Source organism: Citrobacter sp. Cpo109, from assembly GCF_030332565.1.
In the GTDB taxonomy this organism is placed as follows: domain Bacteria; phylum Pseudomonadota; class Gammaproteobacteria; order Enterobacterales; family Enterobacteriaceae; genus Citrobacter; species Citrobacter portucalensis.
This window is the reverse complement of record NZ_JAOWHQ010000067.1, coordinates 13,988-27,623: the sequence shown is the minus strand read 5'-3', so window position 1 is coordinate 27,623 and position 13,636 is coordinate 13,988. Positions and strand designations below refer to the sequence as shown.

Below are 13,636 nucleotides of genomic sequence, written 5' to 3'. Positions count from 1 at the left end.
GGAAGGTGCGAATAAGCAGGTCATTTCTTCCCAAGCTGACTCGCTGATTAAAATTTCGCGGATCTGGGCCGATTTTTTTCCCGCAAACACATCGAATCAGCCTATTTAGGCTATTTTTTCCACCATTTCTGGCGTTATTTCCGGTTTTTACTGAGATCTCTCCCACTGACGTATCATTTGGTCCACCCGAAACAGGTTGGCCAGGGTGAATAACATCGCCAGTTGGTTATCGTTTTTCAGCAGCCCCTTGTATCTGGCTTTCACGAAGCCGAACTGCCGCTTGATGATGCGAAACGGGTGCTCCACCCTGGCACGGATGCTGGCTTTCATGTATTCGATGTTGATGGCCGTTTTGTTCTTGCGCGGATGCTGCTTCAAGGTTTTTACCCTGCCGGGACGCTCGGCGATCAGCCAGTCCACATCCACCTCGGCCAGCTCCTCGCGCTGTGGCGCTCCTTGGTAGCCGGCATCGGCTGAGACAAATTGCTCCTCTCCATGAAGCAGATTACCCAGCTGATTGAGGTCATGCTCGTTGGCCGCGGTGGTGACTAGGCTGTGGGTCAGGCCACTCTTGGCATCGACACCAATGTGGGCCTTCATGCCAAAGTGCCACTGATTGCCTTTCTTGGTCTGATGCATCTCCGGATCGCGTTGCTGCTCTTTGTTCCTGGTAGAGCTGGGTGCCTCAATGATGGTGGCATCCACCAAAGTGCCTTGGGTCATCATGACGCCTGCTTCGGCCAGCCAGCGATTGATGGTCTTGAACAATTGACGGGCCAGTTGATGCTGCTCGAGCAGGTGGCGGAAATTCATGATGGTGGTGCGATCCGGCAGGGCGCTATCCAGGGATAATCGGGCAAACAGGCGCATGGAGGCGATTTCGTACAGGGCATCTTCCATGGCACCGTCGCTCAGGTTGTACCAATGCTGCATGCAGTGAATACGCAGCATGGTCTCCAGCGGATAGGGCCGTCGGCCATTGCCCGCCTTGGGATAAAACGGCTCGATGACAGCGGTCATATTCTGCCATGGCAGAATCTGCTCCATGCGGGAGAGGAAAATCTCTTTTCGGGTCTGACGGCGCTTAGTGCTGAATTCACTATCGGCGAAGGTGAGTTGATGGCTCATGATGTCCCTCTGGGATGCGCTCCGGATGAATATGATGATCTCATATCAGGAACTTGTTCGCACCTTCCCTTACCCTGCTATCCACGAGAAACTCGCTGGATAGCCGTGCCCGCTAATAACCGTAGACCTGACAAACGAAGCCCCATCCCTGGGATTTAATAATCTAAACCCAGGGATAGGGCAGGGGATCAGCGTCGAGCTTTAAATCGCGCTAACGTATTTTCAACGAGGACAAAGAACACTGGAACAAAATAGATTGCCAGTACCGTCGCGGCCAGCATTCCTCCGATAACCCCCGTACCGACGGCATTTTGCGCACCAGAGCCCGCGCCGTTGCTTATTGCCAGCGGAATAACCCCCAGGATGAAGGCCAGTGAGGTCATCAGAATTGGACGTAAGCGCATTTGCGCGGCTTCCACTGCAGCTTCAAGCGGCGTTTTCCCTTCTTTCTGCATAATCTCGACGGCAAACTCGACGATCAGAATGGCGTTTTTAGCCGACAGCCCCATGGTGGTGAGCAGGCCGACCTGGAAATAAACATCATTGCTCAGGCCGCGCAGATCGGTAGCCAGTAAAGCGCCGACCACCCCGATTGGCACAACCAGCATCACCGAGAACGGGATCGACCAGCTTTCATACAGTGCCGCCAGCGCCAGAAACACGACGATCAGCGAAATGCCGTACAGCATTGGTGCCTGGTTTGTGGATAGCGCCTCCTGATAAGACAGACCGGTCCAGGCATAGCCGACGCCTGCGGGCAGTTTATTAATCAGCGATGCCATAAATTTCATCGCATCACCGCTGCTTTTCCCTTCGACCGGCTGGCCCAGAATTTCCATTGCAGGCTGACCGTTGTAGCGTTCAAGACGAGGAGAACCGTAAGTCCACTCGGTGGATGAGTAGGCGGAAAGCGGCGTCATTGCGCCGGAGGCATTACGTACGTACCAGTGATTGATATTGTCCGGCAACATACGGAACGGCGTATCGGCCTGGACATACACTTTTTTTACGCGCCCCTGGTTCAGGAAATCATTAACATAGCGACTACCAAACGCGGTGGAGATGGTCTGATTAATATCTGATAACGCAACGCCCATAGCTTCAGCCTTTTTGGCGTTGACGTGAATGCGGAACATCGGTGTATCTTCCAGGCCGTTCGGACGTACCCCGTCAACCTCACCGGATGACTGGTTGGCCAAAGCCAGAAGCTGGTTCCGCGCCTGCATCATTTTCTCATGCCCAAGATTACCGTTATCCAGTAGCTCCATATCAAAACCTGAAGCCGTCCCCAGTTCCGCGACTGCGGGTAAATTGAACGGATAAACGACGGCATTATTGATGGTGCTTAAGGCCATCATTGCCCGTCGAATAATGGCGGTAACCGAGTTTTCTTCGCCAACGCGTTCTGACCAGGGCTTCAGGCTGATAAACGCCAGACCGTTGTTTTGTCCCTGGCCGCTGAAACCAAATCCGCCAACGGTGAAAACAGAAGCGACGTTTTTCTGTTCTTTTGTCAGGTAGTAGTCGGTTATTTCTCCGAGCACTTTGCTGGTGTTCACCATCGTTGAACCCGAAGGCAATTGTGCCGTGGTCATGAATACCCCCTGATCTTCTTCAGGCAGAAAGGAGGTCGGAGTGCGTAAAAACAGCACAATCATGCCCGCGCCAATGACTAAATAGACGACCATATAGCGGCCTGTGCGACGTAGCAGTCTACGGGTGCTGTCCGTGTAGTGCTGAGTGCATTTCTCCATGAAGTGGTTGAAACGGGTAAACAGAAAATGTGTGTTTGCTTTTTCTCCCTCGTGAGATTTTAACAGCATGGCGCAAAGTGCTGGCGTCAGGCTCATTGCCACAAATACCGACAGCAGCATGGAAGAGATTAAGGTGATGGAAAACTGACGGAAAATTTCACCCGTTGCTCCGCTCATAAACGCCATCGGCATAAATACGGCGGATAACACGACGGCAATACCAACCAGCGCCCTCTGGAGTTGACCCATTGCTTTATGCGTTGCCGCTTTTGGGGACAAGTGCTCTTCAGCAATAATACGTTCTACGTTCTCAACCACCACGATGGCATCATCGACCAACAGCCCTATCGCCAGCACCATGCCAAACATCGTGAGCGTGTTAATCGAAAAACCGGCGACGTCGAGTATTGCAAAGGTTCCGAGGATAACCACCGGAACGGCGATAGTGGGGATAAGCGTCGCACGGAAACTCTGCAAAAACAGATACATGACGAGGAATACCAGAATGATTGCCTCGATCAAAGTATGAAAAACACCCTGAATCGAAATCTCGATAAACGGCGTGGTGTCATAGGGATAAACGGTTTTCATACTGGCCGGAAACCAGGCCGATAATCTGTTCAGCTCTTGTTTGACCGCCTGGGACGTTGCCAGGGCATTGGCGCCAGCGGCAAGTTTAATCGCAATCCCGGCGGCGGGTTTGCCGTTGTAACGTGCAACCGTTGCATAATTTTCCGCACCCAGCTCAATGCGCGCGACATCGCGCAGCAGAACCTGAGAACCATCTTGCTGAACTTTAAGGAAGATCTTGCCAAATTCATCGGTCGTTTGCAGACGCGTCTGGACGATTATCGACGCATTTAACTGCTGATCGGCTGACTGAGGCATGCCCCCCAACTGCCCGCCAGATATCTGATTATTTTGCACTTTGAGCTGGGTAATGACGTCCTCGGGAGTGAGGTTATACTTGTCGAGCTTTTGCGGATCCAACCAGATGCGCATGGCGTATTGAGAACCGAATAACTGCACGCTCCCCACCCCGGCAGTGCGGCTTAGCGGATCTTTAATGTTCGAGGCCACATAGTCGGCAATATCATATTGGCTCAGGCTGTTATTATCAGAGATAAAACCGGCGACCATTAATATATTGCTGCTGGATTTATCAACGCTGATCCCTTGTTGTTGTACTTCCTGTGGCAAGGAAGGCATCGCCAGCTGTAGTTTATTCTGTACCTGAACCTGCGCAATATCGGGTGACGTACCCGTTTTGAAGGTCAGGATAATCGAGGCATTACCTGCCGCATCGCTGGTGGATGACATATACATCAGGCCATCAAGACCATTCATATTCTGTTCAATCACCTGGGTGACGGAGTCTTCAACGGTCTTTGCGTCAGCCCCTGGGTAGGCAGCGCTGATGGTAATGGTTGGGGGCGCAATTTGTGGATATTGGGCGACAGGCAGGTTCATTATCGCGATACCGCCCGTAAACATCATGATAATAGCGAGCACCCAGGCGAAAACCGGGCGCTCAATAAAAAAGTTGGCCATGAAGAAAGTGTCCTTAATGCCTGAAATATTACTGTTCAGCTACCGTGTCAGATGTGTTCAGTTTTGAAGGGAGGACCCGGGCTTTGATTCCCGGACGAATTCTTTGTAATCCGGACACAATGACCCGATCGCCAGGACGTAATCCCGCGGTCACTAACCATTGATTACCAACGGCCTTCACTGCGTTTATTTCACGCAGTTGCACTACGTTTTCCTGGTCAAGGATCAGCGCGGTGGCTTTTCCTTGCTCGTTATGCGTAATTCCTTGCTGGGGGACCATCAACACGTTTTGTTGACTGCCTTCGTCCAGCAACGCCGTGACATACATACCGGGTAAAATTTCACCTTCAGGATTGGGAAATACGGCGCGCAGGGTTACCGAACCGGTGGTCTCATCAACAGCGGGATCGGAAAACTCAAGCGTACCGGTATGGCGATAGGGCTTGCCGTTTTCCAGCATCAGCTCAACCGGAATTTTGCCTTGTTGCTGGGCGATTTGGCCGTTGGCTTTCTCTTCTTTCAGGCGTAAGAAGTCCTGTACTGACTGGGTTAAATCAACATAAATCGGATCTAATCTCTGAACGGTGACCAGCGCGTTTTCCTGATTGGCAGTAACCAGGGCACCCACGGTCACGGAGGATTTACCGCTGATGCCATCAATGGGCGAGGTAACATTGGCGTATCGAAGATTGATGGTGGCTTGTTCAAGATCTGCTTTAGCGACGGCAACATTGGCTTGCGCTTCATTAAGCTGTGTACGCGTCGTGTCATAGTCCTGGCGGCTGACGTAATTAGATTTTATTAATGCTGACTGCCGATTGAGTGTCAGACGAACATTATTGGCGGTAGCCTGTGCCTTTGCCAACGCGCCTTTGGCTGAGTCCAGCCGTGCCTGCAGCGGGGCAGGATCAATTTGATACAGTGATTCTCCTTTGCTGACTTTATCGCCTTCAACAAAGTTGCGTTTTATGATGATCCCACCAACCTGAGGGCGGATTTCGGCGATCTCGAACGCAAGCGCGCGACCCGGAAGTTCACTTTTAATATTTACTGAGGAGGGCGCTAAGGTAACAACGCCGACCTCGGGCTCCATGGCGGTTTTTACTGCAGGTTTATTATCACAGGCGGTGATGATGACGCTACTAAAGAATAATGGTATCAACAGTAAGCATTTTCTGTTCATAGTAATCCCTGAATAATGTGTAAACACAAATGTTCTTTTATTGCATGCAGGGTGGGGGAGTTGTCGGTAAATAAAAAAAGATGGTCAGGCATGAGAAGGGTAAAGCCCATTTCTTCGCTAAAGAATTAGCGGTTAAAAATTATATGTAACAGGAAGAATGCATGTTAAGCGAAGGATCTCATGAAGCAGGATGGCGCAATAAGATAAACACGGGGTGATGAGAGGGGGTGTTTGCCAACACCTGACTCCGGAATATAGTCGCGCCATCTTACCTCTGGGATTATTTCACTAGCTCCGGAGTTACCTGAGTGACTGTATTGGCGTAGTAAGGCGCTCCCCACATCGGCTCAGGCCAGAATGCGCCGTAACCATAATCCCACATGTTATAGGTGGTGTTGACAGACTCAGTTAAATGCCAAACCTGGATTCCTTGTAAATCAACTTTAACAAAGTTGTACGGGACTTTGTTGATGAATCCTGACTCATCTCCTTGAATTGTTCCCAAAATAGTCACGAAATGGTTTCTGTAGTTTACCGGATCGAGGAAACCTTTCTGCTGGGCAAGAATACGTCCCTGATAGCTCGCGTCTATTTGTGGCTTAGCAGAGTCGTTCAGTGGCAAAACGGCGATTTCCAGCAACGTATCATTTTTGGTGTTAATCACATTGATGACTTTACCGCCAAAGCGAGCCTGTTGACCGGTATATAAACCGGGCTGGTTATGCACGGAGATAAAGTTTTTTTGGATATCGGGTTGATTATTACCTTTGATATTCTCAGGAATGGAAGCACATGATGCCAGGGTGAAAGCAAGGGCAATAATCATCAACCCTTTTGTATTTTTCATTTTACTTTCCTGCTTAAAAAAGACAGGTCTATAGTAAACCTTTGCGTATTATTGTCAGCATGCGCATTGTTGATTATCTAATATTAATATAATTGTAGCTTATGGTAATAACGGATTGTATTTTATCTGGTCGCTGAATGAGGACGATATTTTCAACGACCAGAAAAGTAACGGCTGACATCAAGGTTTCACGTCACGCTGGCGGGAATGTAATAAAGCGGATCGTCAATTTTCGCGGCGCTCATCACCCGACAGAATGACCGAGTTCATTACTCCCGTCACCCAGACGGTAGGCCAGCGCTACCACTAACGACTGCACCAGGCATAGCGTCGCTGACTGGGAGCGAAACGCGTCGACCTGCGCCTCTTTCACCACAAAGCAGAGATCGCTGAATGTGGCCAGCGGGCTTATCTGGCTGTCGGTAATCACGATCTGGCGCGCGCCGGCATTGGCCGCAGTTTCGCTGACCATCACCGTTTCTTCCGCATAAGGTGAGAAGCTTATCGACACCACGATATCGTGCGCTTTGATGCGGTTAATCTGCTCGCGCAGCATTCCGCCCATTCCGTCGAGCAAAATAGGGCGACACTCAAGATGGCTCAGGGCGTAGGTGAGATAGGCCGCTACGCTAAACGAACGACGCAGACCTGCAATGTAAATGGTATCGGCTTCTGCCAGCAATTGTACGGCGCGTTCCAGCATTTCAGGTTCGGCACGGGCTGCCAGCTGCTGGAGCGCCTGGGTATTCGAACGGGCGAACTCCTGCAGGATATCGAGCGGGGTTTCCGGTACGGCTTCGCTTTCCATCTCACGGAACATGCGCGCGCGGTCGCTGTAGCTGGCGGTTTCCTCTACCAGGTTCATACGAAACAGCTGTTTCATTTCGTTGAAGCCGGTGAAGTCAAAAGCATTGGCGAAGCGGATCAGCGTAGAGGGTGGTACTCCGGCTCGTTCAGCAATGACGGCAACCGTATCAAAAGCCACGCTATTGGTATTATCCAGCACATAGCGGGACACCTGCTGCAACCTCTTACTCAGGCTATCGTAGCGATCGCGGATTTGCTGCTGCAGCTCGTTCAGGCTGGTTGCTGTTGTCATTTTACCTCCTGGTACATAGTTTTATGATTCTAAACGCAAAACCGCGTCTTTGAAATGTCACTCATTCATCTGGCTGTAAAAACGAAACAAAAGCTTCAGGCTTACCGTTCGCTGAAACGTTCTGCCAGTGCACGCTAATCATGCGATTCCGCTTGTTAACATAAAAACCCATCCTTGATCACATTAATCATTATTTATTTTATTTCAACTTAAAATGGAATGTTTGTTTCATATATAGTACACAGATAACAGTGTTCAGGTAACAGTCACGTATCAACAGCGAGAGGTTAAGGATGGAGACAGTAGCGAATTTTATCCACGGCGAATGTGTCACCGGTTCAGGCCAGCGCGTTCAGGCAATCTTCAACCCGGCCACCGGCGAGCAGATCCGCCAGGTGGTGATGAGTACGACACAGGAAACCGAGCAGGCTATTGCGGCAGCGCACGACGCATTCCCCGGTTGGGCGCGTCATTCTCCGTTAAAACGTGCGCGAGTGATGTTCCGCTTTAAGGCGCTGTTGGAAGAAAACATGGAGAGGCTGGCTCGCATCATCAGCGAAGAGCATGGCAAGGTATTCTCTGACGCAGTTGGTGAGCTGACCCGCGGCCTGGAAGTGGTGGAGTTTGCTTGCGGCATCCCACATCTGCAAAAGGGCGAACACTCAGCCAACGTAGGTACCGGCGTTGATAGCCATTCGCTGATGCAACCGCTCGGGGTTTGCGTCGGGATCACGCCGTTTAACTTTCCGGCAATGGTACCGATGTGGATGTTCCCCATCGCGCTGGCAACCGGGAATACCTTCGTGCTGAAACCCTCAGAAAAAGACCCTTCTCTCGCCCTTGCACTGGCCAAACTGCTGCAAGAATCCGGATTGCCGGACGGCGTGTTCAACGTTGTGCAGGGGGACAAAGAGTCCGTTGACGTGCTGTTAACTGACCCGCGCGTGCAGGCCGTGAGCTTTGTCGGCTCTACGCCGATTGCGGAATACATTTATCAGACGGCATCGGCCCACGGTAAGCGTTGCCAGGCGTTAGGTGGCGCTAAAAATCACTGCATTTTAATGCCGGATGCCGACATGGATATGGCGACCAACGCCATTATGGGGGCTGCTTACGGCGCGGCGGGTGAACGCTGCATGGCGCTTTCGGTGGTGTTGGCGGTAGGGGACAAAACGGCAGATGAGCTGTGCTCGCGACTGGAAAAACAGATTGCGGCGCTGCGTGTCGGGCCGGGGCTTGATCAGACACCGGAAAACGAAATGGGACCGCTTATCTCCTCGGTACACCGTAATAAAGTGCTCGGTTATATCGACAGTGGGGAATCGCAGGGGGCCAGCCTGCGCGTGGATGGTCGGCGTTTTAGCGTTAAAGGCCATGAGCAGGGGTATTTTGTCGGGCCGACCCTGTTTGATAACGTCACGCCGGAGATGACCATTTATAAAGAAGAGATTTTTGGGCCGGTGCTTTCTGTGGTGCGCGTAGCAGATTACAGCAGCGCGGTGGAACTGATTAACCGTCATGAATATGGTAATGGCACGGCAATTTTCACGCGTGACGGCGGCTGTGCGCGTCGCTTCTGCGAAGAAGTGCAGGCGGGCATGGTGGGCGTAAACGTGCCTATTCCGGTGCCGATGGCGTTCCACAGTTTTGGCGGCTGGAAGCGGTCCATTTTTGGTGCGCTTAACGTTCATGGCAACGATGGCGTGCGCTTCTACACCCGGATGAAAACCGTCACCGCACGCTGGCCGGAGATGCTGCAGGACACAGGGGCCGCGTTCTCCATGCCAACGCTGGGCTGACAGGAGGGTTTATGCAAACCGAACGTATGACCATGGCTCAGGCGCTGGTCAAATTCCTTAATCAACAATATATCTGTGTCGATGGCGTGGAAACGCCCTTTGTCGAGGGTGTCGCCACCATCTTTGGTCACGGTAACGTGCTTGGCATTGGCCAGGCGCTGGAGCAGGCACCCGGTCATTTGCAGGTAATGCAGGGATGTAATGAGCAGGGAATTGCGCACATGGCGACCGGATTCGCCAAACAGCATCGGCGCCAGCGTATTTTTGCCGTGACGTCATCGGTTGGGCCGGGAGCGGCAAACATGGTGACCGCCGCAGCAACCGCGACGGCGAACCGTATTCCGCTGTTGCTGTTGCCTGGCGATGTCTATGCCAGTCGTCAGCCGGACCCGGTATTGCAGCAAATTGAGCAATACCATGACCTTGGCATCAGTACCAACGACTGCTTCCGCCCGGTCTCGCGATACTGGGACCGGATTAACCGCCCGGAGCAGTTAATGAGCGCGATGCTAAACGCGATGCGAACGCTTACTGACCCCGCAGATACTGGTGCCGTAACTATTTGCCTGCCACAGGATGTGCAGGGAGAAGCCTGGGACTATCCGCAGAGCTTCTTTGCGCGCCGCGTTCATTTGATCGAACGTCGACCGCCCGACCCGCAGCGTCTGGCGATGGCGCGGGCGCTGATTGCCCGCAAACGCCGTCCGCTGGTGGTATGCGGCGGCGGGGTACGATATTCCGGCGCGCATGAGGCGTTTCGTACGTTTGTTGAAACGCTGCAACTGCCGTTTGCCGAAACTCAGGCCGGAAAGGGAGCGCTGGTTAGTGACCACCCACTTAACCTCGGAGGCATTGGGGTAACTGGAGGGATGGCAGCGAATCAGCTCGCACCGCAAGCCGATCTGGTGATCGGCATCGGTACGCGCCTCACCGACTTTACCACCGGTTCGAAAGCGCTGTTTTCTCATCCGGAGGTTGAGTTCCTGCTGCTGAACGTGGCGGAGTTTGACGCACTGAAGCTTGATGCCACTGCGCTTATCGCCGACGCCCGTACCGGGCTTACGGCATTAACTGAAACACTGAAAGACTACCGCAGCGATTGGGGGAAGGAGGTCGCGCAGGCGCAAGAGGCCTGGCGCGATGAGTGCCAACGTTTATGGGAGCGCGACTGGCGTCCCAATGACGAACCCGAAGTGGCAGGGCATCTTGACGCTCAGTTGGCGGAATATGGCGACACGCTAAACACCAGGTTGACCCAGACGAAGGTGCTGGGGCTTATCAATCAGCACATTGAAGATAACGCTATCGTCGTAGGGGCCGCCGGATCGCTACCTGGCGATTTACAGCGTATCTGGCAGGTCAAAACCCCGGACAGCTATCACCTGGAATACGGTTACTCCTGTATGGGCTATGAGATTGCGGCTGCTATTGGAGCCAGGCTGGCGAAGCCGCAGCAGCCGGTATATGCCATGGTGGGGGATGGCTCGTACATGATGCTGCATTCCGAGCTACAAACCGCCGTCCAGGAGAGGATAAAAGTCACTATCCTGCTGTTTGATAACGCCAGCTTCGGGTGTATTAACAACCTGCAGATGGGGCATGGGATGGGGAGTTTCGGTACGGAAAACCGTCACCGTAACCCGCAAACCGGACGGTTGGATGGGCCGCTGGTGAAGGTCGATTTTGCCAAAAACGCGGAAAGCTACGGCTGTCGGGCATGGCGTGTACATGACGAGCAAAGCCTGCTGACGGCGCTGGAAGCCTCCCGTGCGCATTCGGGGCCTGTGCTGCTGGATATCAAAGTCCTGCCGAAAACCATGACCCACGACTATGCCGCCTGGTGGCGCACTGGCGATGCGCAGGTGGCGGAATCTCCGTCGGTGCGAAAAGCGGCTGAGCAGACGTTTGAGCAGGTGAAAAACGCACGTCAGTACTAAAAGCGATTAATGCCGGATGGCGCCGCGCTTATCCGGCCTACAGCGGATTCTATCCCCCAGGCCGGATAAGGCGTTAGCGCCGTCATCCGGCAACCTGCGACAACGAAATTTTCATTTCATTTTTCCTTTTTCTTCATCCATCGCCTCCTTCCTGAACGGAAGGGGGCCAATTCCTGCATCTTCCCTGTTGTTATGTTGTGATATTGATAACAGATTTTATCTCGATCATCTCAAAAGTGTTAACTTGCACTCAAAAACATAATTTTCACTATTTATAAAAATGAAATAAATGTTTTATTTAAAGGGTCGTTAGTTCATCGCATTCACCAACACCGGGAGCCGTTATGTTTAACATTGCTTTACTGGGCGCTGGCCGAATTGGCCAGGTACATGCAGCTAACATTGCCAGTCACAGTGCTACTACCCTCTGGTCCGTCGTCGACCCGAATCAGGAATTTGCCACCCGTCTTGCCACACAGTACCAGGCTCGTTTGCAAAGCCTGGATGAGGCGATGACGGACCCTAACGTTCACGCCGTGCTGATTGCCTCCGCGACCGATACCCATGCGGATCTGATTGAAATGGCCGCCCGCCACGGTAAAGCCATCTTCTGTGAAAAGCCGGTCCACCTGGATCTGGCCCGTGTACGCGACTGCCTGAAAGTGGTCAAAGAGTACGATGTACCGTTGTTTATCGGTTTCAACCGCCGCTTCGATCCACAGTTTCGCCGTGTGAAAACTGACGCACTGGCCGGGCGTATCGGAAAGCCGGAATCGCTGCTGATCATCTCCCGCGACCCGTCGCCGCCGCCTGCGGAATACGTGCGTGTGTCCGGCGGTATGTTCCGCGATATGACTATCCACGATTTTGATATGGCGCGCTTTATCATGGGCGAAGAGCCGGTTTCGGTGTATGCCCAGGGCAGCAATCTGGTGGATCCGGCGATTGGCGAAGCGGGCGATATCGATACCGCGTTCATCGTACTGAAATATGCCTCCGGCGCGATGGCGACCATCGTCAACAGCCGCCGTTCTTCTTACGGATACGATCAGCGCCTTGAGCTGCACGGCTCTGAAGGATTGCTGTGCGCGGGCAACATTCTCGAGAATCAGGTGCAGCACTACGCGAAGACCGGCTGCACCAGCGCGTTACCTGAACATTTCTTCTTGCAGCGTTATAAATCGGCCTATGCCGCGGAATGGGAACACTTTGTTGCGGTACTGCGCGGCGAAGCGGTCCCTGATTGCAGCGGGGACGATGGCGAGCGTGCGCTGTATCTGGCGGATAAAGCGCTGGAGTCACTGCATAGCCAACGTGAAGTTCTCCTCTGATTGTCACCACAACCTACCCTACACAGAGAGACATAATAATGAAAAAACTGATCTTAGCTGTCCTCATCGCCATGACATCCGGGGCAGCCATTGCTGAAAATGAGCAAATTGTTTTCAGTACGCCAAACCTGGCGATGCCATTTGAAGTTCACATGCAGCGCACGGCGGTGAAAGCCGCAAAAGAGATGGGCGTGAATTTACAGGTCCTGGACGGGCAGGGTAGCTCGCCAAAACAGGTCGCTGACCTGGAAAATGCCATAACTCGTGGCGCACAGGGCTTTATTGTTTCACCAAACGATGTCAACGCGGTGTCCAGCGCGGTAGATGAAATTCAGGATGCGAAACTGCCCGTTGTTACCCTTGACCGCTCCGTTGACAGCCAGAAAAAAGTGCCGCACTTCGGCGCGAACAACTACAAAGGCGGCCAGGCGATTGGCGACTTTGTCAAAACCAAATTCCCTGACGGGGCAGACATTATTCTGCTGACCGGCCAGCCAGGCTCCTCCTCCAACATTGAACGTACTAAAGGCATTCGCGACAGCCTGAAGGCGGGTGGTGAAAAGTACAAGATCGTTGCCGATCAGACCGGTAACTGGATGCGTTCTGAAGGGATGCGCATTGTCGAAAGCGTTCTGCCTTCGTTGCCGAAGCGTCCGCAGGTGATCCTCTCTGCTAACGACGATATGGCGCTGGGCGCGATTGAAGCGTTACAGGGACAAGGACTGAAACCGGGTGAAGTTCTGGTCACGGGCTTCGATGCTGTGCCGGAAGCACTGGCGCGTGTGCGCGACGGCTGGCTGGCAGTGACGGCGGATCAGCGTCCTGGCTTTGCGGTGAAAACGGCCATGAGCCAGTTGGTGAATAACGTCCGTGAGAAGACTGCGATCACCGGGGCTGACTACCCGCCAACGCTTATCACCAAAGAGAATTTGCAGCAGGCCGAGCGTATTAACGAAGCCGGTAACTGATTTATACACGTCATCCTTCAAGCTGCCTCTGTGTTGGCT

Annotated in this window: 9 protein-coding genes; 4 read left to right on the top strand and 5 right to left on the bottom strand. The window is 52.8% G+C overall.

Annotation, left to right across the window (positions count from 1 at the left end; translation table 11 throughout):
- Window positions 1-147 precede the first annotated feature (147 nt).
- From OGY71_RS16800 to OGY71_RS16780, 5 genes are all read right to left on the bottom strand, one after another.
- Complete coding sequence (locus OGY71_RS16800) at window positions 148-1,128, bottom strand: IS5-like element ISKpn26 family transposase (RefSeq protein WP_016156491.1); 981 nt, start codon at window positions 1,126-1,128, stop codon at window positions 148-150.
- A gap of 188 nt (window positions 1,129-1,316) precedes the next feature.
- Complete coding sequence (locus OGY71_RS16795; protein WP_149334850.1) at window positions 1,317-4,433, bottom strand: efflux RND transporter permease subunit; 3,117 nt, start codon at window positions 4,431-4,433, stop codon at window positions 1,317-1,319.
- Window positions 4,434-4,461: 28 nt separating this feature from the next.
- Window positions 4,462-5,616, bottom strand: a complete 1,155-nt coding sequence (locus OGY71_RS16790) for an efflux RND transporter periplasmic adaptor subunit (protein WP_003826087.1) — start codon at window positions 5,614-5,616, stop codon at window positions 4,462-4,464.
- A 280-nt stretch (window positions 5,617-5,896) separates the two neighbouring features.
- Window positions 5,897-6,463, bottom strand: coding sequence for a Slp family lipoprotein (locus OGY71_RS16785; RefSeq protein ID WP_003826090.1), 567 nt, complete (start codon window positions 6,461-6,463; stop codon window positions 5,897-5,899).
- Between the two features lie 244 nt (window positions 6,464-6,707).
- Window positions 6,708-7,562 carry a MurR/RpiR family transcriptional regulator gene (locus OGY71_RS16780; RefSeq protein ID WP_003826091.1) on the bottom strand — a complete coding sequence of 285 codons (855 nt, stop codon included), beginning with the start codon at window positions 7,560-7,562 and terminating at the stop codon, window positions 6,708-6,710.
- A 293-nt stretch (window positions 7,563-7,855) separates the two neighbouring features.
- Between OGY71_RS16780 and OGY71_RS16775 the strand changes: the two genes are divergently transcribed.
- The 4 genes from OGY71_RS16775 (at window position 7,856) to OGY71_RS16760 (ending at window position 13,597) form a co-directional block, all read left to right on the top strand.
- Window positions 7,856-9,361: a CoA-acylating methylmalonate-semialdehyde dehydrogenase gene (locus OGY71_RS16775; RefSeq protein ID WP_149281754.1), complete on the top strand. Its 1,506-nt coding sequence runs from the start codon at window positions 7,856-7,858 to the stop codon at window positions 9,359-9,361.
- Window positions 9,362-9,372: 11 nt separating this feature from the next.
- Entirely contained in the window at window positions 9,373-11,298 is a 1,926-nt protein-coding gene (gene iolD, locus OGY71_RS16770; protein ID WP_149334846.1) for a 3D-(3,5/4)-trihydroxycyclohexane-1,2-dione acylhydrolase (decyclizing), read from the top strand.
- 344 nt (window positions 11,299-11,642) lie between these two features.
- Window positions 11,643-12,629: an inositol 2-dehydrogenase gene (iolG, locus tag OGY71_RS16765; protein WP_003826096.1), complete on the top strand. Its 987-nt coding sequence runs from the start codon at window positions 11,643-11,645 to the stop codon at window positions 12,627-12,629.
- A gap of 38 nt (window positions 12,630-12,667) precedes the next feature.
- Entirely contained in the window at window positions 12,668-13,597 is a 930-nt protein-coding gene (locus tag OGY71_RS16760) for a sugar ABC transporter substrate-binding protein (RefSeq protein ID WP_003826099.1), read from the top strand.
- Window positions 13,598-13,636: the final 39 nt, after the last annotated feature.

Coding starts and splice junctions, on each gene's coding strand:
- OGY71_RS16800 (WP_016156491.1), bottom strand. CDS start 1,128: ATGAGCCATCAACTCACCTTCGCCGATAGTGAATTCAGCACTAAGCGC.
- OGY71_RS16795 (WP_149334850.1), bottom strand. CDS start 4,433: ATGGCCAACTTTTTTATTGAGCGCCCGGTTTTCGCCTGGGTGCTCGCT.
- OGY71_RS16790 (WP_003826087.1), bottom strand. CDS start 5,616: ATGAACAGAAAATGCTTACTGTTGATACCATTATTCTTTAGTAGCGTC.
- OGY71_RS16785 (WP_003826090.1), bottom strand. CDS start 6,463: ATGAAAAATACAAAAGGGTTGATGATTATTGCCCTTGCTTTCACCCTG.
- OGY71_RS16780 (WP_003826091.1), bottom strand. CDS start 7,562: ATGACAACAGCAACCAGCCTGAACGAGCTGCAGCAGCAAATCCGCGAT.
- OGY71_RS16775 (WP_149281754.1), top strand. CDS start 7,856: ATGGAGACAGTAGCGAATTTTATCCACGGCGAATGTGTCACCGGTTCA.
- iolD (WP_149334846.1), top strand. CDS start 9,373: ATGCAAACCGAACGTATGACCATGGCTCAGGCGCTGGTCAAATTCCTT.
- iolG (WP_003826096.1), top strand. CDS start 11,643: ATGTTTAACATTGCTTTACTGGGCGCTGGCCGAATTGGCCAGGTACAT.
- OGY71_RS16760 (WP_003826099.1), top strand. CDS start 12,668: ATGAAAAAACTGATCTTAGCTGTCCTCATCGCCATGACATCCGGGGCA.